Annotated in this window: 18 protein-coding genes; all 18 read left to right on the forward strand. The window is 38.4% G+C overall.

The features are described from left to right. Nucleotides 1–26: 26 nt before the first annotated feature. The 18 genes from ACYVHJ_RS21020 to ACYVHJ_RS21105 all read left to right on the forward strand — a co-directional run bounded on the left by ACYVHJ_RS21020 (nt 27) and on the right by ACYVHJ_RS21105 (nt 23473). Nucleotides 27–3125, forward strand: coding sequence for a Fe-S-cluster-containing hydrogenase (locus ACYVHJ_RS21020; protein WP_460518900.1), 3099 nt, complete (start codon nt 27–29; stop codon nt 3123–3125). Between the two features lie 19 nt (nt 3126–3144). After that, entirely contained in the window at nt 3145–4509 is a 1365-nt protein-coding gene (gene nrfD, locus ACYVHJ_RS21025) for an NrfD/PsrC family molybdoenzyme membrane anchor subunit (protein WP_460518903.1), read from the forward strand. Between the two features lie 2 nt (nt 4510–4511). Beyond that, on the forward strand, nt 4512–5042 hold the full coding sequence (locus ACYVHJ_RS21030) for a DUF3341 domain-containing protein (RefSeq protein WP_014020319.1): 531 nt from the start codon (nt 4512–4514) through the stop codon (nt 5040–5042). A gap of 14 nt (nt 5043–5056) precedes the next feature. Next, entirely contained in the window at nt 5057–5683 is a 627-nt protein-coding gene (locus ACYVHJ_RS21035; protein ID WP_460518906.1) for a c-type cytochrome, read from the forward strand. Continuing rightward, entirely contained in the window at nt 5683–6966 is a 1284-nt protein-coding gene (locus ACYVHJ_RS21040; RefSeq protein WP_460518909.1) for a quinol:cytochrome C oxidoreductase, read from the forward strand. The genes ACYVHJ_RS21035 and ACYVHJ_RS21040 overlap by 1 nt, the downstream gene beginning before the upstream one ends. A 24-nt stretch (nt 6967–6990) precedes the next feature. Beyond that, the gene (locus ACYVHJ_RS21045; RefSeq protein ID WP_460518912.1) at nt 6991–8022 is read left to right on the forward strand and encodes a cytochrome c oxidase subunit II; all 1032 of its coding nucleotides are present in this window, start codon (nt 6991–6993) and stop codon (nt 8020–8022) included. A 25-nt stretch (nt 8023–8047) separates the two neighbouring features. After that, on the forward strand, nt 8048–9940 hold the full coding sequence (locus tag ACYVHJ_RS21050; RefSeq protein ID WP_460518915.1) for a cytochrome c oxidase subunit I: 1893 nt from the start codon (nt 8048–8050) through the stop codon (nt 9938–9940). Then, on the forward strand, nt 9921–11006 hold the full coding sequence (locus ACYVHJ_RS21055) for a COX15/CtaA family protein (RefSeq protein ID WP_460518918.1): 1086 nt from the start codon (nt 9921–9923) through the stop codon (nt 11004–11006). The genes ACYVHJ_RS21050 and ACYVHJ_RS21055 overlap by 20 nt, the downstream gene beginning before the upstream one ends. A 2-nt stretch (nt 11007–11008) precedes the next feature. Continuing rightward, complete coding sequence (gene cyoE, locus ACYVHJ_RS21060) at nt 11009–11911, forward strand: protoheme IX farnesyltransferase (protein ID WP_460518921.1); 903 nt, start codon at nt 11009–11011, stop codon at nt 11909–11911. A 1-nt stretch (nt 11912) separates the two neighbouring features. Further along, nucleotides 11913–12494, forward strand: coding sequence for a cytochrome c oxidase subunit 3 (locus ACYVHJ_RS21065; protein WP_460518924.1), 582 nt, complete (start codon nt 11913–11915; stop codon nt 12492–12494). Between the two features lie 23 nt (nt 12495–12517). Continuing rightward, nucleotides 12518–13288 carry a cytochrome c oxidase subunit 3 family protein gene (locus ACYVHJ_RS21070; RefSeq protein ID WP_460518927.1) on the forward strand — a complete coding sequence of 257 codons (771 nt, stop codon included), beginning with the start codon at nt 12518–12520 and terminating at the stop codon, nt 13286–13288. A 19-nt stretch (nt 13289–13307) separates the two neighbouring features. After that, a complete protein-coding gene (locus ACYVHJ_RS21075) occupies nt 13308–13634 on the forward strand; it encodes a cytochrome C oxidase subunit IV family protein (RefSeq protein ID WP_460518930.1) in 327 nt (108 codons plus the stop codon). A 71-nt stretch (nt 13635–13705) separates the two neighbouring features. Then, a complete protein-coding gene (locus tag ACYVHJ_RS21080) occupies nt 13706–14374 on the forward strand; it encodes an SCO family protein (RefSeq protein ID WP_460518933.1) in 669 nt (222 codons plus the stop codon). Next, nucleotides 14361–14915 carry a DUF420 domain-containing protein gene (locus tag ACYVHJ_RS21085; protein ID WP_460518936.1) on the forward strand — a complete coding sequence of 185 codons (555 nt, stop codon included), beginning with the start codon at nt 14361–14363 and terminating at the stop codon, nt 14913–14915. Before ACYVHJ_RS21080 ends, ACYVHJ_RS21085 begins: the two co-directional genes overlap by 14 nt. 63 nt (nt 14916–14978) lie before the next feature. After that, on the forward strand, nt 14979–15227 hold the full coding sequence (locus ACYVHJ_RS21090) for a hypothetical protein (RefSeq protein ID WP_460518939.1): 249 nt from the start codon (nt 14979–14981) through the stop codon (nt 15225–15227). A gap of 220 nt (nt 15228–15447) precedes the next feature. Further along, nucleotides 15448–19158, forward strand: a complete 3711-nt coding sequence (locus ACYVHJ_RS21095) for a sensor histidine kinase (protein ID WP_460518943.1) — start codon at nt 15448–15450, stop codon at nt 19156–19158. Between the two features lie 56 nt (nt 19159–19214). Continuing rightward, nucleotides 19215–22691 carry a hypothetical protein gene (locus ACYVHJ_RS21100; RefSeq protein ID WP_460518946.1) on the forward strand — a complete coding sequence of 1159 codons (3477 nt, stop codon included), beginning with the start codon at nt 19215–19217 and terminating at the stop codon, nt 22689–22691. Between the two features lie 77 nt (nt 22692–22768). Then, nucleotides 22769–23473: an SDR family oxidoreductase gene (locus ACYVHJ_RS21105; protein WP_460518949.1), complete on the forward strand. Its 705-nt coding sequence runs from the start codon at nt 22769–22771 to the stop codon at nt 23471–23473.

The raw sequence follows: 23473 nt of genomic DNA on the forward strand, positions 1-23473 counted from the left end.
ACGAACATTCTTTTCTTTAATATAAAATGAAAGAAAATAAAAAGACATATTGGAAAGGGTTAGAACAGCTGACAAACGATCCCGAGTTTGTAAAAAATGCTGATCAGGAATTTCCCGGCTTTACTTCAAAAAGCAATCAAAAAGAAGATGGAAGCTCCACTAGAAGAGACTTTCTAAAAATGATGGGTTTTAGTGTGGCGGCAGCCTCCTTAGCAGCTTGTGAAGCTCCGGTAAGGAAAGCCATTCCATACGTAAACAAACCTGTTGATATCAATCCTTCTGTTCCTAATTATTACGCATCTACTTTCAGCAAAGGTGGAGACTACGCTTCGGTGGTAGTTAAAACCAGAGAAGGTAGACCGATTAAAATTGATGGCAATGAATTGTCACCAATCACCAAAGGAGGTACCAATGCCATAGTAGAAGGCTCTGTTTTATCTCTATATGATGAGGCCAGATTAAGGGCTCCTCAAATTGGAGGGAAAACCGCTGACTGGGCTGCTTTAGATGGTGAGTTAGCCGGCAAATTGAAAAGTGCAGGAACAATAAAAATCATTAGCAATACCATTTTATCTCCAAGCACAAACAGGGCGATAAAAGTATTCGCTGACCAAATGGGAGATGTTGAAGTCATTACTTATGACCCAATTTCCAATTATGGTATCACCAAAGCAAGTGAAACTTATTATGGAAGCAGTGTGCTTCCATCTTATAATTTTGATAAGGCCAATGTAATTGTCAGTTTTGGCGCTGATTTTTTAGGTTCATGGATTTCTCCAATTGAATTTGCCAGACAATATGCACAAGGAAGGAAAATTTCGAAAGAAAATCCTAATATGTCCAGGCATTATCAGTTTGAGTCTACCTTATCACTTGCAGGCTCTAACGCGGATTACCGTACACCGATCACTGCTTCTCAAAGTGGTCTTGCAGTTTTGGCTTTGTACAACCTTATTGCCAAAAAGGCCGGGGTTAGCACTGCCGGTGGAAGCAATTTAGAATTAAACAATCTATCGAAAGCAGCCAACGAATTGTGGGCCAACAAAGGCAAATCACTTGTTGTTTCCGGATCCAATGATCCCAATGTTCAAGTGGTTGTGCATGCAATCAATGAGCTTTTAGAGAATAACAATAAAACTGTGGATTTCGAAAATCCTGCTTATTTCCGAAAAGGAGATGACAGTAGAATGAATCAGTTTGTTAAAGAATTAAATGCCGGAAAAGTTGGAGGAGTGATTTTTTACAACTGTAACCCGGTTTATGACTTTGGAGGTGGGCAAGCCATTGCTGCCGGTATAGCCAAGGCCAAGGTGTCTGTTTCTACTTCGGAAGTTAAAGACGAGACGGCATCTCTGGTTCAGTATCTTGCTCCGGACCATTATTATTTGGAATCTTGGAATGACTTCAATCCTAAAAAAGGAGTTTATAGCTTGGCACAGCCGGTTATTTCTCCTTTGTTCAGTACCCGCCAAGCTCCTGAAAGCTTTTTAAAATGGGCCGGCAACACGACTTCATACTATGATTTCGTAAGAGGAGAATGGGAGGCTACTTTCGCTGAAAGCGGAATGGAAGGAGACTTTCAATCCTTCTGGGATAAATGCTTATATGATGGAGTTTATATCGCTGAATCTTCTGAAGAAGATGAAGCTTCCTCGTTGGAAGCAGTAGGAGATGTTGCTGCAGCAGCAGCAGCCATTGGCAAAGCTTACCAGGCTCAGGGTTCAGGTAGTGAATTGGTGGTTTATACCAAAGTAGGTATTGGCTCAGGAGCATTTGCCAACAACCCATGGTTGCAGGAGATGCCCGACCCAATTTCAAAAGCTACTTGGGACAATTACTTAACCGTATCCCAAAAATGGGCCAATGAAAATGGTCTTAAAATGGATGAAGGTGCCACTAAGTTGGCAACTGTTTCTGCCAATGGTCAGACCTTCACCGTTCCTGTTTTGGTACAACCCGGACAGGCCAATGGTACTTTTGGATTGGCTTTAGGTTATGGAAGGACTGCTGCAGGTAGAGTAGCAGACGGCATTGGTGTCAATGCTTATGCACTTATTAATGCCAACAAAGGATTTGTTGAATACCATATCACTGAAGGAGTAAGTGTAAGTCTTACCGGTGAAAGTTACAGAATAGCGCAAACACAAACGCACCAAACCTATATGGGTAGGGATTTCGTTGTGCAGGAAGCTACTTTGGGTGAATATAAAGAAGATGCCAGCGCAGGCAGGTATCACCCGGAAATTTATAAAGACGGGGAATTTGTTAAGCCTAGCAAAATCTCATTGTGGTCTGGCCACAAATACAGTCAGCACCACTGGGGCTTGGCCATTGACATGAACTCTTGTATAGGTTGTGCGGCTTGTACCGTGGCTTGTCAGGTAGAGAACAATGTGGCTGTTGTTGGTAAAGAAGAAGTATTGAACAGAAGAGAAATGGCCTGGATTAGAATTGACAGGTACTATAGCTCTCCTGAAGGAGCTACTTCAAATGCTGAACTTGAGCAGGCAGCTGACAATCCGGAAGTTACCTTCCAACCAATGATGTGTCAGCATTGTAACAATGCACCTTGTGAAACTGTATGTCCTGTGGTAGCTACTACACACAGTTCAGAAGGGCTTAACCAAATGACTTACAACCGTTGTATTGGGACCAGGTATTGTGCCAACAACTGTCCTTATAAAGTAAGAAGATTCAATTGGTTTAAATACCATGACAATAAAGATTTTGCAGGAGTAAATACTCCTCAGAATGACGATTTGGGTAAAATGGTACTCAACCCTGATGTGACTGTAAGAGCAAGAGGGGTAATGGAGAAATGTTCCATGTGTGTACAACGTATTCAGGCAGGTAAATTAACTGCTAAACGCGAAGGAAGGAAAATTAAAGACGGTGATGTGAATGTTGCCTGCGCAGTAGCTTGTCCTACTGAAGCCCTTGTTTTTGGTGACATGAATGATTCCCAATCTAAAGTTTCTAAGATGCTTAAAGTCGAAGAAAATTCCACTAGTGCTTTGAAAGAAGTAAATGAGGAAAGAGCATACCATGTGTTAGAGGAAATCAATGTCAGCCCTAATGTTTGGTATTTTACCAAGATCAGAAATAAGGACAAAAACGAAGCTTAAAAAAATAAAACGATAAGATATGCAGGTTACTTCACCCGTACGCGATCCGCTTATTACCGGCGGTAAGACTTACAAGGACGTCACCAATGATATTGCCAGGCATGTAGAAGGTAAACCAACCAAAGGTTGGCTTCTGGGATTGGCAGTATCCTTGACTGTACTTTTGCTCGGCAGTTTAGCACTTGTAGCTACACTGTGGGAAGGAATAGGAATGTGGGGACTTAATAAAACTGTAGGCTGGGCCTGGGATATTACCAACTTCGTTTGGTGGGTAGGTATTGGTCACGCAGGTACACTTATATCCGCAGTATTATTGCTTTTCAGGCAGAAATGGAGAACATCCATTAACCGAGCGGCGGAAGCCATGACAATTTTTGCTGTTATTTGTGCGGCAGTTTTCCCTTTGATACACATGGGTAGACCTTGGATTGGTGCAATTTGGGCTCTTCCTCTTCCCAATACATATGGTTCTTTGTGGGTTAACTTTAACTCCCCTTTACTATGGGATGTTTTTGCCATCTCTACATACTTTTCTGTATCCTTGGTATTCTGGTACATCGGATTGATTCCTGATTTTGCTACCATTAGAGACCGGGCAACAGGTATTCGAAACACCATTTACGGAGCCTTGAGTTTCGGATGGGACGGTGGTGCCAAAGCTTGGATGAGGTATGAAAGTGTTTCATTGATTTTGGCAGGTTTGGCTACACCCCTTGTACTTTCGGTACATACGATCGTATCCTTTGACTTTGCCACTTCGGTAATTCCCGGATGGCACACCACAATCTTCCCTCCTTATTTCGTAGCAGGTGCGATTTTCTCAGGTTTTGCAATGGTATTGACCTTGATGATTGTCACGCGAAAAGTTTTTAAACTTGAGGATTATATCACTATGGGGCATATTGAATTGATGAATATTGTAATCATCATTACAGGTTCCATCGTAGGTATTGCCTATATCACAGAGTTCTTTATCGCTTGGTATTCAGGTGTAGCTGCAGAACAATATGCTTTTGTGAATAGGATGTTTGGTCCTTATTGGTGGGCTTACTGGTCCATGATGACCTGTAATGTAATTTCCCCACAATTGTTCTGGTTCAAGAAAATTAGAACTTCCATTGTAGCAACTTTTATCCTTTCTCTTATTGTAAACATTGGAATGTGGTTTGAAAGATTCGTTATTATCGTTACCTCCCTTCACAGAGATTTTCTTCCTTCTTCTTGGGTTATGTTCTATCCGACCATAACTGATGTAGGAATTTATCTATTTACCTTTGGTTTCTTTTTTACAGCTTTCTTATTATTCGCTAAATTCTTCCCGGTAATAAACATGGCTGAAATCAAATCTGTATTGAAATCTTCATCTGAAAAAATAATTAAATAATCATGGAAAGAGACAAAAACTTTATCCTGGGGATCTTTGATGATGAGGACATTCTTAAGAATGCTGTCAGAGAGATAAGAGCTGCAGGAATCAAAATACACGAGGTATTTTCTCCATATCCGGTTCATGGATTAGAAGAAGAACTTGGCTATAAAAGAAGCCGATTACCTATTGCTGCATTTTTATTCGGATTATTAGGTACTACCTTGGCATTGACCATGCAGTTTTATATGATGAAATTTGATTGGCCAATGATTATTGGGGGTAAGGATCATGCCGCTTTCCCTGATTTCATTCCTGTTTCTTTCGAGTTAACCGTTCTTGTTGCCGCTTTTGGTATGGTCACCGTATTTATGGTTAGTAGTAATCTTAAACCCTGGGGACAACCAAGAATCTTTGACTTAAGAAGTACTGATGACAAGCACGTTATGGCCATAGATATCGCCAATAATGCTGCTGTTGATTTGGAAATAATTAAAGGGGCTCTTAAGAATTCAGGAGCAACGGAGGTGAACAGTAAAAGTTTTGAATAAGTAATCTGTAGCAAATGAAAATTTTATCATCAATATATTCAATAGCTGTAGTGGGGATATCCTTAGGATTTGCTTCCTGCAAAGCTGAGGGTGATTATCCGGGAACGGAATATGCGCCTCAGATGTACCATTCGGTTCCTTATGAAGGCTTAAGCCAAATCACTAGTGAAGAAGAAGGAGATTGGATTTCCACTAGAGAGGATGGAAAAGGAGAATTCTTTAACAGTAATATTAACAACCCTCATGCTATGAACATGAGAGAACCTGTTCCTAATACTGTTCCTAGAAATAAAGATGGCATTTTACCTTATCGGTTAAGAGTAGCAGACTTAGAAGGTGCTGCTGCTGTACAAAACCCAATTCCGCTTACTGACGAGGTTTTGGCCGACGGGAAGCGATTGTTTACCCAATATTGTTCACCCTGTCATGGCAGCGGTGGAGAAGGAGACGGTAAACCAGGTATGGTTATCGGCGGGGTGGCCAACCTAAAAGGTGGTGCCTATATTAATTTATCTGAAGGCCATATTTTCCATGTAATCACACATGGTAAAGGTAGAATGGGAGCTCACGGTTCGCAGATTACTGCTGACAGAAGGTGGAAAATTGTACACTATGTTAAACAAGAAATTCAGAAGCAATAATGGCACAGGTAACTAACTACAATTTGGATCAAAAATTCGATTTTACCGCAGCGGTAAAGAAAGTGATTTTTATACTAGGAGGTATCGGTGCACTTTTATTGGTATTCGGTATTATCATGGCTGCCACTGGTGGACATGGTCATGGCGATGAGGGTGGACATGGTTTTCACTGGACACAGAGGCTTTATGCCAATCTATGGATAAATAATGTGTATTTCACTGGAATTGCCATTATTGGCGTATTCTTCTTCGCAATTCAATATGCTGCTCAGGCAGGATGGTCCACAGCTTTACTAAGGATCATGTTGTCTTTTGGCTATTGGTTGCCTATTGCAGCAGTATTAATGTTGGTAACCTTTTTCATCGCCAACCACGATTTGTTTCACTGGACCCATAGCTATGTGTTTGACAAAGCAGGAGATCATTATGATAGGATCATTGATGGTAAAGGAAACTTTTTTTACTGGCCAATGGAAAAGGGTTCATTCCCTATCTTTTATATCGTAAGAATGGTATTGTTCTTCGGATTTTGGGTTTTCTTTTTCAATAAACTAAGGACACTTTCTAATGAAGAAGATATCAATGGAGGAACTTCCTACTGGTATACCATTAGAAAATGGTCTGCTATTTTCTTGGTTTTCTTTGCGGTATCATCCTCTATCAGTGCTTGGGATTGGGTGATGTCTATAGATACACACTGGTTCTCCACCTTGTTTGGGTGGTATGTATTTGCTTCTTGGTTTGTTGCAGGTTTATCTGCACTTACTTTGGTTACGATCTTTCTGAAAGATCAGGGATACCTTGAAATGATCAATCAAAACCATATCCATGATCTTGGTAAATTTGTTTTTGCCTTTTCCATTTTCTGGACTTATATATGGTTCTCCCAGTTTTTGTTGATCTATTATGCCAATATTCCTGAAGAGTCTGTTTATTTTGTTGAAAGACTTTCAAGTGATGTTTATGGTTCCTATATATTTATTAACCTAATTCTAAACTTTGCATTGCCTTTTCTGGTTCTAATGACAAGGGATGCTAAAAGACATAATATCTTTCTAAAACTTGTATGTACACTAATTATTGTTGGTCATTGGGTAGATTTCTTCTTGATGGTTCAACCGGGTACTTTAGGACATAATGGTGGCGTTGGTTTGATGGAAATTGGAATGTTATTGGTTTATGCTTCAGCTTTTGCTTTTGTAGCTTTGACCAATCTTTCCAAACATAATCTGGTTCCTAAAAACCATCCCATGTTAGAGGAAAGTTATCATCATCACATTTAATCTAATTCCGAAACAGTTATAATTATGTACGGATTTCTTATTTCAATAGGTGTAGTACTCCTGATCATGGTGATTGGGATGGTATACAGAATTCAAACCTTGATTTCGGTCGCTAAAGGTTCTGATAAAAAAATAGCTACAACCAGTAATAAAGTAAATGCCATTCTTTTTATGGTATTTCTTATCGGCTGTGGAGCTTGGATGGTCTATTATTCGGTTGTTGAATTTGATAATTACCAATTACCTATAGCTTCAGAACATGGTATAATCACAGACAGGCTGTTTTGGATTACCATGGCCGTTACCGGCTTTATCTTTATCCTTACTCATATTCTTTTGTTTTGGTTTAGCTATCATTATCAATACAAAGAAAATAAAAGAGCTGCCTTTTACCCAGACAATAACAAACTAGAAATTATTTGGACGCTTGTACCAGCCGTTGTTTTGACCGTTTTGGTTATTTCCGGATGGAAAGCTTGGTCAGATATTACTAGTCCTGCTCCCGAAAATGCCCATGTTGTAGAAATTATGGGCTATCAATTTGCTTGGGATGTTAGATACCCGGGGGCTGATCAACAGCTTGGAGACTATGATTATAGGCTTACAACCGCGACCAATTCCAGAGGAATTGATTTTACGGATAAAAATTCATTCGACGATTTCCCTTCTCAGAATGTTGTCATTCCTAAAGGAGAGCCCGTTTTATTTAATATAAGGGCAAGAGATGTATTGCACTCAGTCTTTGCACCGCATATGCGTTTGAAGATGGATGCTGTGCCCGGTATGCCAACCAGGTTTTGGTTTACACCCAATAAAACTACTGAAGAAATGCGTGCAGAGTTGGGCGATGAAGAATTTGAATTTGAAATCGCTTGTACTGAGATCTGTGGAGCCGGTCATTTTTCCATGCGAAAAGTCATTAAGGTTGTTGAACCAGAAGAATATAGAAAGTGGTTTGCAGAACAAACTCCTTTTATCAAAAGTAATCCGGATCTTGTAGCTGATCTTCCTGTAGAATTGAAGGAATTGGCAGAGATTTATATAAATGAAGAATAAATTTATAGCATAAATTATAAATACCATGGCAGTAGCAAACGTTTCAGCTCATGATGCAGCATCTACACATGATGAGCATGACCATGAGCACCACGATAACTTCATAACGAAGTATATATTTTCCACTGACCATAAGATGATTGCTAAGCAATATCTTGTGTCTGGTATATTCTGGGCATTTATCGGTGGTTTTCTTTCTGTATTATTCCGATTGCAGCTTGGCTTTCCTGATATGGACTTGTCCTTCTTAAGACCTATTTTAGGTGGTTGGATTGATGCTTCCGGTAAATTGGATCCTACGTTTTACCTTGCATTGGTAACCATGCACGGTACGATAATGGTGTTCTTTGTATTAACGGCTGGTCTTAGTGGTACTTTCTCGAATTTCCTAATTCCTTTGCAGATTGGTGCCCGTGATATGGCCTCCGGTTTTATGAACATGTTGTCCTATTGGTTTTTCTTTATTTCCGGTGTGATCATGTTTGCTTCTTTATTCTTAGAAAAAGGACCTGCCGGCGGTGGCTGGGTAGTTTACCCGCCCTTGTCTGCACTTGAGCAGGCCATACCCGGATCAGGATTGGGCATGACCCTTTGGTTGATTGCGATGACTTTTTTCATTGCTTCATCTTTAATGGGTGGGATTAATTATATATCAACGGTTATTAATCTTCGTACCAAGGGGATGTCCTTTTCTAGGTTGCCATTAACAATCTGGGCTTTCTTCCTTACTGCGGTGATTGGTTTATTGTCCTTTCCTGTGCTGTTTTCTGCTGCTTTGTTATTGGTTTTTGACAGAAGTTTCGGAACTAGCTTTTACTTATCTGATATTTATATTGGTGGTGAAGCCTTACCAAACACAGGTGGTAGTGCCGTTCTTTACCAGCATTTATTCTGGTTCCTAGGTCACCCTGAAGTATATATAGTCTTGCTCCCTGCGCTAGGAATCACTTCTGAAGTCATTGCTACCAATTCCAGGAAACCTATCTTTGGTTATAAAGCCATGATTATCTCTATGCTTGGTATCACCATCCTTTCATTTGTGGTATGGGCACATCATATGTTTGTATCCGGAATGAACCCCTTTCTTGGATCAATATTCATGTTCCTTACCTTGATTATTGCTGTTCCTTCAGCTGTAAAGGTATTTAACTACCTGACCACCTTATGGAGAGGTAACTTAAGGTTTACCCCGGGCATGTTGTTCTCCATCGGTTTGGTGTCTTTCTTTATCTCAGGTGGTTTGACGGGCATTTTCCTCGGTAACTCCGCTATTGATATTCAATTGCACGATACTTATTTCGTTGTAGCTCACTTTCACCTGGTAATGGGGGCTGCTTCCTTCTTTGGAATGTTGGCCGGTGTGTATCACTGGTTCCCTAAAATGTTTGGTAGAATGATGGACGACAAATTAGGATATGTTCACTTTTGGTTGACTTTCGTTGGTGTTTACCTGGTGTTTTTCCCAATGCATTATATTGGCATCGCTGGTTTCCCTAGAAGGTACTATAGCTGGACCAACTTCTCCTTCTCAGACATGTATACTGATTTGAACATGTTTGTGTCTGTGGCTGCCATTGTTACTTTCTTTGCTCAGCTTATCTTTGTGTTCAATTTCTTCTACAGTATGTACAAAGGTAGAAAGGCAAGTGCCAACCCTTGGCAATCCAATACTTTAGAGTGGACGACACCAATTGAACCTGGTCATGGAAACTGGCCCGGAGAGATCCCAACTGTATACAGGTGGCCATACGATTATAGCAAGCCTGGTTCAGAAGCTGATTTTATTCCGCAAACAGTTCCATTGTCAGCTACTCCCGAATCGAATCTTCCTCATGAAGCTAAACTTGTAAAATTAGAAAAAGAGATAATGGAAGAGGATGACGCGATGTTGGTAGGAAATGAATCAAAAGAATCTTAAAAATATAAATAGCTTCCGTAGTGTTTGTTTAACTACTACGGTTGCTGTTTTTCTATTGATATTAATTGGCGGTATTGTTAGAAGTACCGGTGCTGGAATGGGTTGTCCCGACTGGCCTAAATGTTTCGGAAGTTGGGTTCCTCCTACATCAGTAGATCAGTTGCCGGCCAATTATCCTGAAATCTACGTCTCCAAGCGAATTGAAAAAAATGAACGCTTTGCTTCACTCTTAACTGGTTTGGGCTTTGCAAATTTGGCTGAAGAGATTAGGAATGACGAGAGTATTCATGAACAAGAGCCTTTTAATGCTACCAAAACATGGATTGAGTATGTCAATAGACTTGCTGGGGCTGTCATTGGTCTGTTAATTATATTGACATTGGTCTTTTCTTTTAAGCTAAGAGCCATTGATTCAAAAATTATGTGGCTATCCGTACTTTCATTGGTGTTGGTACTGTTTCAGGGATGGTTAGGTTCTATTGTAGTTTCTACCAATCTATTGCACTGGATGATAAGTGTACATATGGTAGTGGCCCTTTTTATGGTTTGCCTGCTGCTTTATATCTATTATAGATCCGGTAAGTTAATAGCTAAAAATCATCAATTTGACCTACCCCTGAATATTTCACGAAAATACCGGTTGTTATTAGGTATTGGTATAATATTAATGATTGTTCAAATTATACTTGGTACGCAGGTTAGGGAACAAATAGATATTATTGCAAGTAATGCTGCTTATTTGCATCGATCATCTTGGATAGATGAATTGGGGCTAATATATTATATTCATAGGACTTATTCTTTGATAATATTAGGCCTTCACCTATACATTGGTTATCAATTATTCCCTTACAGGGAACAAAACATAAAAATTACAAGCCACTATGTGGTGTTAATGGCTTTGTTTGTAACGGTAATTATTTCCGGAGCAATCATGGCTTATTTTGGAATACCCGCATTCATTCAACCTCTGCACCTGTTCTTAGGTTCTTTGATCATCGGCTTTCAATATTATATTTGGCTTGAATTGGGGCAAGATAAAACTGCCCCTGTAAATATTGCTTAATTATGAATACAGTAGGGTTATCTGAAAAGGTTTTGTGGGACAGTATTACGATGAGGTTTAAAGCCTACATGGATTTATTGAAATTCCGTCTGTCTGCTTTGGTTACCTTTTCGGCTGTTTTCGGATTTGTTTTAGGTCATCATGGTCAAACCTTCTCCTGGGCTGGTTTGATTGGCCTTGTTCTAGGTGGATTTTTAATTAGTGGTGCTTCAGGTGCCGCCAATGAAATTAAAGAGAGAGAGTTTGACAAATTGATGAAGAGAACGAAAACTAGGCCTCTCCCAATGGAAATTATTTCTGTAAGAGAAGCTTATTGGTTTGCAGTGATAGCTGCTGTCACCGGCGTTCTTTTATTGGCCTATTTCACCAATTTATTGACCACCGGATTGGGAATTTTGAGTATGATATTGTATGTATTTGTCTATACTCCATTAAAACGGGTTGGGCCAATAGCGGTATTGGTTGGGGCCATTCCTGGTGCCATGCCTCCATTGCTTGGTTGGACAGCCGTTACGGGTAGTATTACTTATGAAGCTTTAATTATTTTTGGCATTCAATTTATTTGGCAATTTCCTCACTTTTGGGCCATAGCATGGGTTAGTGATGAAGATTATAAAAAAGCTGGTTTTAAATTGCTACCCTCAGGAGGGCAAAAAGACCTTAATACAGCGATTCAAATAATGATTTATACCTTATTTTTATTACCTCTTGGTCTTTTACCTACTTATTTTGGTTTGACCGGATTAAATTCAGGTATTGTGGCAACCGTTTGTGGGGTATTGTTTTTGGCTCAAACCTTCTCTCTAATGAAAGATTGCTCCAGAAAATCTGCGCTTAAAATTATGTTTGGTTCATTTTTGTACCTTCCTATAACGCAAATTGCTTACTTATTAGATAAAGTATAATATGGAAGAGAAACTGTCTTTTATTGAAGGTGCAGAACAGCCCTTGGCCATGCACCCGAAGAAATTTGCACTTTGGTTGTTTATTGTAAGTGTGGTCATGGTCTTTGCCGGAATGACCAGCGCTTTTATTGTAAGACAAGGTGAAGGTAATTGGCTGGAATTCGATTTGCCCAATGTATTTTGGTACACTTCAGGGATAATAATATTGTCTAGTATTAGCTTGCATCTGGCTTATCTGGCAGCTAAAAAAGACAACCTTAATAATATTAAACTAGGCTTATTGGCAACAGTAATCCTGGGCTTGGCTTTCCTAGTTGGGCAATGGTTCAGCTGGGAAGCACTGGTTGCTGAGGACGTGTATTTTGTAGGTAACCCTGCAGGATCATTTATGTACGTTTTTACCGGCCTACATGCAATACATCTAATTAGTGGTGTGATATTTCTAATAATTGTATTAATTTCGGCTTTAAGGAATAAAATACACTCCCAAAATTTGGCGCAACTTGAAATGTGTGTTACCTATTGGCATTTTCTGGGAGGCCTTTGGCTTTACTTGTTTATGTTTTTGCTTCTAAATCATTAAAAATATAAGTTAATTTACTAATTATGTCTTCGACTGCAATTGAAATTCAATCAAAAAGAGGCGTTTGGGGTGGAGGTAACGAACCACTAAAAGCGAGCTATGGTAAGCTCATGATGTGGTTTTTTCTCCTCTCAGATATTTTTACCTTTACAGCCTTTCTTATTACCTATGGTGCCATTCGGGTAAGTTATCCTGCCTATTCAGGAGATGTAGCTGATTTTGTAAGTTCAAATCAACATTGGCCTATACCTGAAATGATTTTTGATGCCATTCCATTTGTTCATGGAGGTCATTTCCCGCTTGTTTTTGTTGGTTTGATGACTTTTATTTTGATTATGAGTTCAGTTACCATGGTATTGGCAGTTGAAGCCGGTCATCGAAATGATAAAAAAGATGTGGTAAAATGGATGCTTTGGACACTACTTGGTGGAATGACTTTCCTAGGTTGCCAAGCTTGGGAGTGGACACACTTTATCCATGGGACTGACGAAGGTGTTGTGATGACTTACGTCAATTCATTGAGTAATATTGTGACTGAAACAGTACATGGAGCCAACTTATTGGTAAATGAATATGGACCTGCACCTTTTGCCCAATTGTTTTTCTTTATTACTGGTTTTCATGGCTTTCACGTTACCATAGGAGTAGTCCTTTTGTTTTTGGCTTTTTACCAAGCTGCTGTTGGAGTTTATGAGGATCGTGGTCATTATGAAATGGTTGAAAAAATTGGCTTGTACTGGCACTTTGTGGATTTGGTATGGGTATTTGTATTTACCTTCTTCTATTTGATCTAAAATATAAACATATACTATAATGGAACACGTTAATAAAAATAGGTTGGAAGTTATTCCAAAAGATCCTGCCAAGATTAAAAAAATCTGGCTTACTGCCTTGATTTTATTGGTTATCACGGCAGTAGAGTTTGTATTGGCCTTTACTATGGAAAGAGGGTTGCTCTTATACTTTCTTTTTATTGCTTTGACCATTGTTAAAGCCAAATATATCATGATGGAATTCATGCACCTGGGTGATGAAGTGAAACCTTTGTTTTACTCCATTATCGTACCGCTTATTTTCTTGGTTTGGCTAATTATAGCTTTAATGAAGGAAGGTGCTGAGATCTTTGTTATGCGCTGGTAAACAGAAAAAATAAATTATAAAATGAATGGTTGAGGGGGAATCTTCAACCATTTTTTTTGTTGTAATAGTGTATGAAAATGTTGCGATTTATTCAAGTATTGGTGTTGGTATGTGTTTTAATGATACCGGTATTGATAATCTTATTTTTAAGGGGCTTTTCTTCTAACCAATATGATATTCCTATTTTATATCAAAATGGCGTAGAGGATCCTTTTGAACAGTGTGACTATATGGACAGCAGTCAGCATTATATTCCTGATTTTACTTTTACAGATCAGTTTGGTAGAAGCGTAGGCAAAGAAATGATGGATGGGAAAATTACAATTGTAGATTTTTTCTTTACCAGTTGCCCAAGCATCTGTCCAATTATGTCCAAAGAAATGGAAAGAGTTCAGGACGTCTTTCGAAATGAGGATAGGGTACAGATTTACTCCATCAGTATAGATCCCGATTTTGACAGCCCCAAGGTTTTGGCCGATTATGCTGATGAGCATGGTGCAAAAAAAGACAAATGGTTTTTTCTCAATGGTCCGGAAGAAGAAACTTATGATTTAGCCAGATGTGGCTTTATCATTCCATCTGTGAGTGGGGGGGCAGTTCCCGAGAATTTTGTACATAGTGATAAGTTTGTTTTGGTCGATGAGCTCGGCCGAATTCGAGGATATTACAGTGGCACCAAAAGAGAAGGTGTCGATCAATTGATTTTAGAAACCAAAATTTTGCTACATGATAAAGAATAGTTTAGAGATAGAACCTAAGGACAAATCTATTTATAACTGGATAACCATAATTTCCATTTTAGTACCGGTTGTAGTGGCGGTACTATTGTTTATGCCTGCCAAAATTGATCTTGGGGAGGAATGGGTTTATTTCCTGCCTCATTTAAATGCTGTAGTAAATAGCTTTGCCTCCGTAATGTTGGTGTTAGGCTTTTTTTTCATCAAAGGTGGGAACGTTAATTTGCATAAGGCGGCCATGACCGTTGCGTTTGGGCTAGGAGCTATTTTCTTAGTGGGTTATGTGATTTACCATGCTGCAGCCGAAAGCACTTCCTTTGGGGGAGAAGGCTGGATAAGGTGGGTTTATTACTCGCTTTTGATTAGCCATATTATTCTGGCTGCTGTTGCCTTATTTCCAATTTTGTTGGCTTATTATTTTGGTATGAGCGGCAAATTTGAGAAACATCGGAATATAGTTAGGTATGCCTTTCCTATTTGGCTCTATGTTACCGTTTCAGGTGTTATCGTTTATCTAATGATCAGTCCTTATTATGTGCATTAAGTTTAATGTTTATGAAATTGATTATATTTAAACAAAGGTTAAACCAAACCGTTTAGTAATATCATGATTAAATATGTCAAAAGTCTATTGGTTGTATTGCTTCTGTTGATTGGATCCGTTCAATCTACATTCGCTCAATGTGCCATGTGTAGGGCATCAGTTGAAAACAATGTAAGTAATGGAGATACTACTGTAGGTGCGGCATTGAACATTGGGATTCTTTACCTTTTTGTTGCGCCTTATATACTGTTAATGGTTTTGGGCTATTTTTGGTATAAAAATGCCAAAAGGAAAAAAGGTGTATCATTCTAATCTTCTGCCTAGCTTAGGTTTTTAATTTTGATGCAACCTTTTTAAAATCTTTCTCAGATGATTTTTTGAGTATGGGCTGGATTTTGGTTGCTTTTTAGAAGGATCTTTGGCCTCTCATTTTTATGTTTGGCATGTGTTCCATTATGAATGAATACTTAGTTTTACTTCGGGTATCAGTATTTGTTATCTTGAAGGGACTGTTCAGGCAAGATTAATCGCTATGTTAAGAAGAAGAAGGCTTATACTGGTATTGTCCGTTGTGTTATTGGGCATTTTGCTTTCCATTAATTATTTCACAGATGGGAAATATTATAAAGACCAAGGCACTTTTAGTACTCAGCTCGAACATCAGATTGGAGAGGTCATTCATGATTTTGATGCAGATTTTGCTAAAATTGAAAATGGAAAAAGCGCTGATAGTCAATTTTCTTTTAATAGCCTGAACGTAGATCATCAGTTGCCATTTTACCTTTTCTCAATGGATGGGGAATTGGCTTATTGGTCTGCTATTGATATTTTACCCGAGTTTAACCTCCTTTCTACTTCCAGAACTTACCAAATATTAGAAAATAATAGGGGGATATATTTTACCAAACTTCGGAAAATACAACGAAACCAAAAAGACTATTGGTTACTCCAGGTTTATCCCTTTTATGACAAAGTAGATATTGGAAATGAGTACCTAAAAAGCGGTGTTAATCCCGAAATATTTGGGAATGATAGGTTTTTATTGTCTTCAAGTCCAAAAGAAAATTATCAAGATCTATACTTTGAAAATCAATATCTTTTTTCCATTTTTTTTAGAGTGGGGTATGAAGTTCCTGGAAAATCCATCAATAACACTTTATTGATATTTTTCTTTTCCTTATTGGGATTGGTTTTGCTGATTGGTGGAGGGTTTGTCCATACTTTATGGTCAAAGGGACAGAAATTTCTTGCCACAATCTATACCTTTGTTATCCTGTTTTCGGTCAGGATAATGATGCTGGCTTTTCATTTTCCAAATGATTTTTTTCAAACCGGAATATTTGATTCAGGCCTTTATGCCTCCTCCATTTTCAATCCCAGCTTGGGAGACCTGTTATTGAATGTGATTTGTTATTTGGTTGTACTTAGCATGCTTATCACTATTCTTAGTAGGCGTAGGGTAGCTTTATCTTTTATCAAATTAAGGAAAAATTATCCGCACTGGGCTTCCCTTACAGCGGCATTTCTTTTGTCGACAGCATTAATGTTTTTGGTTTTTTATCTCTATTTAAATATTGTTGAAAATTCCCAATGGAATTTAAATATTGAGGCAATACCTAATTTTGATTACCTTAAAATAGTCAGTCTTTTTGTTATTTTTCTGGGAGGTGCTGCCTATTTGTTGTTTACAATTATTGGTATCAATTTGGTTTTATATAAAAGTGAAGATAACTATTACTACCCTTTAAAGGTTTTGGTGATCTTTGTTTCTCCATTTTTATTTTTCCTTCTGTTCTATAATTTTGTTTTATTTATAGCATTTCTGTCCCATGTAATCCTATTGGTAGCCATTATTAGTTTCAAGCTTTATCAAAGTTTGTTTAAACTAGATTTTAATACTTTCTTGACATTCTTTTTTGCCTGTCTTGTAGGTGCGGTAATAACAGGGGCTGCAGCCTATCAGGATCTTCGGTATGAAGAAGTGAGGTCTAAAGTCAAATTTGCGAACAACGTAATGTTAGACAGGGATGTTATGGGTGAGTTTCTTCTGGAGGATATCATTGCTAGAGTTATAGATGATGCCTTTATCAAAAGTCGCCTTTCCGATCCCCTTTTATCCAAAGATCCTATCGATCGAAAAATCAAGAAAATTTACCTTGGAGGATATTTTGACCAGTACAGACAAGAAGTAAGTATTTATAGTCCTTCTGGTCGCCTTATTTTGGGAAATATTAACAGTTTATCTCTTTCTGAATATAAGAATAGCTATATGAATAGCGATTATGCAACTCAGGTTCATAATTTGTATTTTATTAAATCTACTGATACCAATACAGGAAATCGCTTCGTAGCTTTTGTTAAAATTCAACGTGACAATGATTTTCTTGGAACGATTGTGATTGAACTAAACCAACAGAGAATAGAATCAGGAAAGGCTTTTCCAAAATTGCTCATGGATAACAAATATGTAACTAACTATATTGAACGTGATTTTGATTTTGCCATTTTTGAAGATTCTGTAATAAGTTATAGTTCAGGTATATTTAGTTACCAAGGGTTGATGATTCAAGATTTGCTAGAGAATGAAGATATTTTCACTACCGGAATATTATCCGGTGGATACCATCACTTAGCAGTCAGTTACAATGATAAAATAATTGTAGTTTCATCGCGAAAGTATCCAAGCATTTATATTTTAGCTGACATTGCTCTTTTATTTGTTGTTTACTTGATTTTTACATTGCTTTCAATAGCTGTTTTTCTATTATTTACTGGGCTCAATCAGTTGCGATTTAATTATGCCACCAAGCTTCAATTGTACCTGAATTTTGCTTTTTTCTTTCCCATGTTGATCATTAGTATCATAGCAGTAGGTTTTTTGAGTCATTCCTATACAGAAGATTTACACAGGCAATATTTTCAAAAGGCAGGGATAATTAGTGATAACCTGGGTCGAGATTTAGGTGGAGAGCAGTTCAATAACCTGAACAAAGACGAGATTAATACTGAATTATATACCTTGGCTACCGCTACTGATGCAGATATTAACCTTTACCTTCCTGATGGAACGCTTATGGCAACCAATCAACCGGCCATCTTTGACAAAAAAATATTGACCAATTATTTACATCCGGAAGCGTATGCTTCCATCATTGAATTAAAGGAAAACAGATTCCTACAAACAGAACAGGTAGGAGATTTGCAGTTTAAAACAGTTTACCTTGCACTTAAAAATGGAGAAAATCAGGAGTTGCAAGCCATTATTGCCATACCCTTTTTCGAATCCGAGGAAGAGCTTAATCTGATGATTACAGAAGTTTTTAGCAATATACTTATCATTTTTGTCGTAATCTTTCTCTTCTTTTTGGTTATCTCTTATTTTGTTTCTAAAAATCTAACACATCCTTTTAAATTATTGACTCAGAAACTTAAAGATACAGACCTGGAAAACAATGAATACATGGTATGGCCTGGAAAAGATGAAATAGGTTTGCTTGTCAACGAATACAATAATATGCTTTATAAATTGGAGACCAGTAAAAAGGTTTTGGCTTCCAATGAAAAAGAATCTGCATGGAGAGAAATGGCCAAGCAGGTAGCCCATGAAATAAAGAATCCCTTAACACCCATGAAACTTACCTTACAGCATTTACTTCGCCTTCAAGCGGCAGATAAACTGGATAATGGTAAGGCATTGGTTAATCCCATTAATTCAATTATTCATCAGGTAGACACATTAAGTGATATTGCAAGTTCCTTTTCCACTTTTGCCAAAATGCCGCTTCCAAAAAATCAGGAGTTGGAACTTAGAAAGGTTGTTTTAAAAGCCGTTTCTATTTTCAATTATAGAGAAGATGTGGAAATTGAATTTACGGACCATACCGGGGAAGGTGCATCTACGAAAATCATGGGAGACCCCAAATTGTACGGAAGGGTAATATCCAATTTGATTATCAATGGAATCCAGGCCGTAGCAGAAGGGAAAAAGCCTATTATACTGGTAAACTTGTATTTTGATGGAGAAGAGCATATCAAACTTTCTATCAAAGACAATGGCAAAGGAATTTCAAATGAATTGAGAGAAAAGGTCTTTCTCCCCAATTTCAGTACCAAATCCGAAGGTTCGGGCCTTGGTTTAGCCATAGCCAAAAGGGGGGTGGAAACTGCCGGAGGAAAAATATGGTTTGAGACTTCTTCCGAAACAGGTACCACCTTCTATCTCATGTTCCCCCTAATCCCCTAAATCCGGAATTAATTGTTAGATATTGTTTACTTTAGCTTCCTGTAAGCGATTGATATATGCAGTTGGTGAAGTATTTTTTAGCTTTTTTATCTGTGCTTTCGGCATTGAATTATCCCGCCTTGGCGCAAGAACCAAAGTGCCATTGGGAACCTGTCAATTTACATAAAGAAGTTGTGCTTGCAGATACATTGTCCCTGATTCCTTCAAGTATTGAGGTGAAGGATGCCTTAGGCAATCTTCGATCTCATAAGTACAATTTCAATACCGGTAATCTGATCTTATTGGATTCAATGGACTTGGAGAATGATTCATTGTTGATTTGCTATAAAACCCTGCCATTTTCTTTGAAACATGTTTTTCAAAATCGAACTTTAGAGAAAGATTATGACTCTCTGGCCTATTTCAAAGACAAGATGCCGGAAAGAACGGCCATCTATGATTTTAGAGAAGAAGTCTTCACCTCAAGTAAGCTCAATCAATCAGGTAACCTGACCCGTGGAATATCCTTTGGAAATACCCAAAACGTATTTGTAAATTCTGCATTGAACTTACAGATGGATGGTGAGTTGGCGGAGAACCTTAACATTAGAGCAAGTATTACCGATCAGAATGTGCCGTTTCAGCCTGAAGGAAATACGCAGCAAATTCAGGATTTTGACAACATACTGATTGAGTTATACAATGATAAGATTAATCTCTCGGGGGGAGATGTGGTTTTGCAACAGCGAAAATCTGATTTTTTAAGATATTATAAAAATGTGCAGGGCCTCCAATTTACCTCAGACTATATTCTAAATGAAAAGTGGAAGGCTTCAAGCAGGGTAGGAGCAGCGATTGCCAAAGGGAAATTTGCATCCATGAATTTAGAAGTGACCGAAGGAGTATTGGGCCCATACCGTATTCGGGGGCCGGGAAACGAACGGTATGTAATTGTTTTGGCCAATTCTGAAAAGGTGTTCCTTGATGGGAAGGAGTTGAAACGTGGTTTTAATAATGATTACACCATAGACTATAATCAAGGTGAAATCACCTTTACTCCCACAGTATTGATCACTCAGTACTCTAGGGTTAGGGTGGATTTTGAGTATGCAGAAAGAAATTTTTCAAGGTCAATAGTCACGGCAAATCATATTCAGGAAAGTAAGAATGTTACCTTTTATCTGAATTATTACAGGGAAAAGGACGACCGCAATAGGCCCTTATTTACAGAATTAAGTGATGGGGACAAAAGATTACTCAGTGCAGTTGGGGATGAAATATTTTCTGCGGCCATTCCAAGGGTAGACAGCGTAGCTTTTGATTCAAATAGAATCTTGTATAAAAAAGTTACCCATTTTTCGGAAAATGGAGAAACGATAGATTATTACGAATACAGTACAGATGCAACGCAAGCTTTTTATGCCATTAGCTTTACTGAAACTACCCAAGGTTTAGGTGATTATATAAGGAAAGAACAACTGGCCAATGGGGTGGTTTATGAATACATTCCCCCTATAAGTGGTGTGTCTCAAGGTAATTATACCATTAGTTCCCCATTACCTGCACCCAATAAAAAACAAATGATTACAGCAGGCACTGAATTGAAGCTGGGGAAATACGAGACTACCTTTGCTGAGGTGGCATTTTCTGATCAAGATGAAAATCTTTTTTCCGACTTAGGAGATTCTGACAACAAAGGACATGCCTTTAAGGTAGGTTTAAGGTCAGCAGGCCGGTCAGTTAAAATGTTAAGAGATTATCTTTTTAATGGACAAACCACTCTGGAGTACAATGCCGCCAATTTTTCATTTGTGGACCGTTTGAGGTTTATAGAATTTGATAGGGACTGGGGCTTAAACAGTGCAAATGATGTGGAAAATGCAGCCGAAAAGCTGTTTAATGTTAGCCTGGAGTTACATAAAGACAATCATAACCAGTTTTCCTATAGCCTTGATTTAAGAAATCGTACAGGGGTTTTGTCGGGTATGCAACAAAGAATAAAACTCAATCAAAAACTTTGGGATAGACTTTTAGTAACCAATGACTTTTTCCAACTTAAATCTAAGGTGCTGCCCCTGCAATCCGATTGGCTGAGGTATCAGGGAGAGATCAAATACCCAACATCCATTGTGGTGCCGGGTTATAGGTTTATTTTGGATAAAAATAAAGTCGTTAACCCTCAGCAAAATCAAGTTGTATCCACTGCCATGAATTATGAAGAACATCAGTTTTCTTTAAATTCCAATGATACTTTAAAATATTCTTTTTTCGCGACTGCAAGCTTGCGGGAAGATAAAGCAGTTTTGGGCGGGCAATTAAATCCGAATACCAAAGCTTTTATGACCAGTTATGGAGTAGAGGGAACTTTTGGCCCACATACCGTCAATGGTTCATTCACTTATAGGAAGTTGAGCTTTTTGACCAAAGATCTTCCTGAGGAGACCACAGTAATGGGTAAACTGAATTACCGAAGCTCCCTATTTGATAACAACCTATCCAATGAGTTTACCTATGCTTTGGGCAATGGCAGGGAATTGAGAAGGGAGTTTGTTTATTTGCCGGTACCCACAGGAGAAGGAACCCATACCTGGAGAGATGACGATGAAGATGGGGTACAACAATTGAATGAGTTTTACCTGGCAATAAATCCTGAAGAAAAGAATTTTATCAAGGTATTTGTACCTACGGATGAATACCTACAGGCCTACACCACCTTGTTCAATTATCGTTTGAGTGCCAAATTCCCCTCTAAATGGAAAACCTTGACCGGAGTAAAAAAATGGTTGGCAAAGTTCTCAAACAATACCAATCTGAACGTGGAGAAAAAGATAACCTCCCGAGATTTTTTTCAGAGGATAAGTCCGTTTCAAGCCGGTGTGGAAGAGACTTCATTGCTATCATTGCGGCAATCCTTTCGTTCTTCTTTCTTTTTTAATCGTTCATCACCTAAATTCGGTATGGATCTTTCTTTTTTTAATAGTCATCAGAAGCAGTTGCTAACGGGAGGATTTGAAAATGTTTCACAAGATGATTGGCGATACAATGCCCGTTACAATATAGAAACGAAATGGAATCTCATGTTTTATGCCAATAAAGGAAAGAGAAATGCGAGCTCTGACTTCTTAGACAATAGGAACTTTAGAATAGAGCAGTTTACTTTTGGGCCGGAGATAAGCTTACAGCCGAGCCCCGTATTCAGGTCTACCCTTCAATACAGGTTGACAAATAAGGAAAACTTGGCCAATGTTGAGATTGATGAGGCCGCCAAAATACATGAAGGATTGCTCAGTTTTAGGTTAGCAAAAGCCATCAAAACTACCGTGAATGCACAATTGAAATATACTTATATTACCTACAACGGCAGGGTAAATTCACCCACCGGATATGAGATGCTACAAGCCCTTAGTCCGGGAAACAATACCAGTTGGAGTTTGAACTGGTTACAAAAAATAGGTGAAGGCTTGCAACTTAACTTGATGTATGAAGGCAGGAGATCCGAAGGCTTGGATCATTTGGTACATACAGGTCGCATGCAGGTATCGGCCTTGTTTTGATTAGGCATAGCCATTGAAAAATTGTAGATTTGCAACAGTCAATTTTGTTGTTGTACTAATTATTAAAACACAAACTAATGTCGAAAAGTATTTTAGTTACCGGAGGCACAAAAGGTATAGGAAAGGCCATTATCCTTGAATTTGCAAATAAAGGTTTTGATATATTTACCTGCAGTAGAAATGAAGGAGAGTTGGAGGCTTTAAAAGAAGAGGTGGAAAAAAGTTTTTCGGCAGTAAAAGTACATACCAAGAAAGCAGATCTTTCCAAAAAAGAGGAGACCAAAGCATTTGTTGCTTTTGTAAAAAAAATTGGAATACCCGATGTTTTAGTAAATAATACAGGTATTTTTATTCCTGGAAGCCTTCACTCGGAGGATGAAGCAAACTTTGAAAAGACCATGCACACCAATCTTTTCAGCACTTATTATTTGACCAAGGGTTTTACTAAGGAGTTGATGGAAAGGAAAAATGGGCATATTTTTACTATTGGAAGCATAGCAGGGCTTACTGCATATGCCAATGGAGGAAGTTATGCCGTATCCAAGTGGGCCATGCTAGGTTTTACCAAATGCTTGAGGCAAGAAATGATTCCTCATGGAGTTAAGGTGACTTCCGTTTTGCCCGGGGCAACATTTACAGCGAGTTGGGAAGGGGTAGATTTACCGGAAAGCAGGTTCATAGATGTAGCAGATGTGGCGGCATCAGTTTGGTCCGCTTATAACCTTTCGCCCCGTTCTGTTGTTGAAGAGATAGTAATTCGACCTCAATTAGGTGATATATAA

The sequence above is a fragment of the Cyclobacterium sediminis genome (assembly GCF_054781075.1).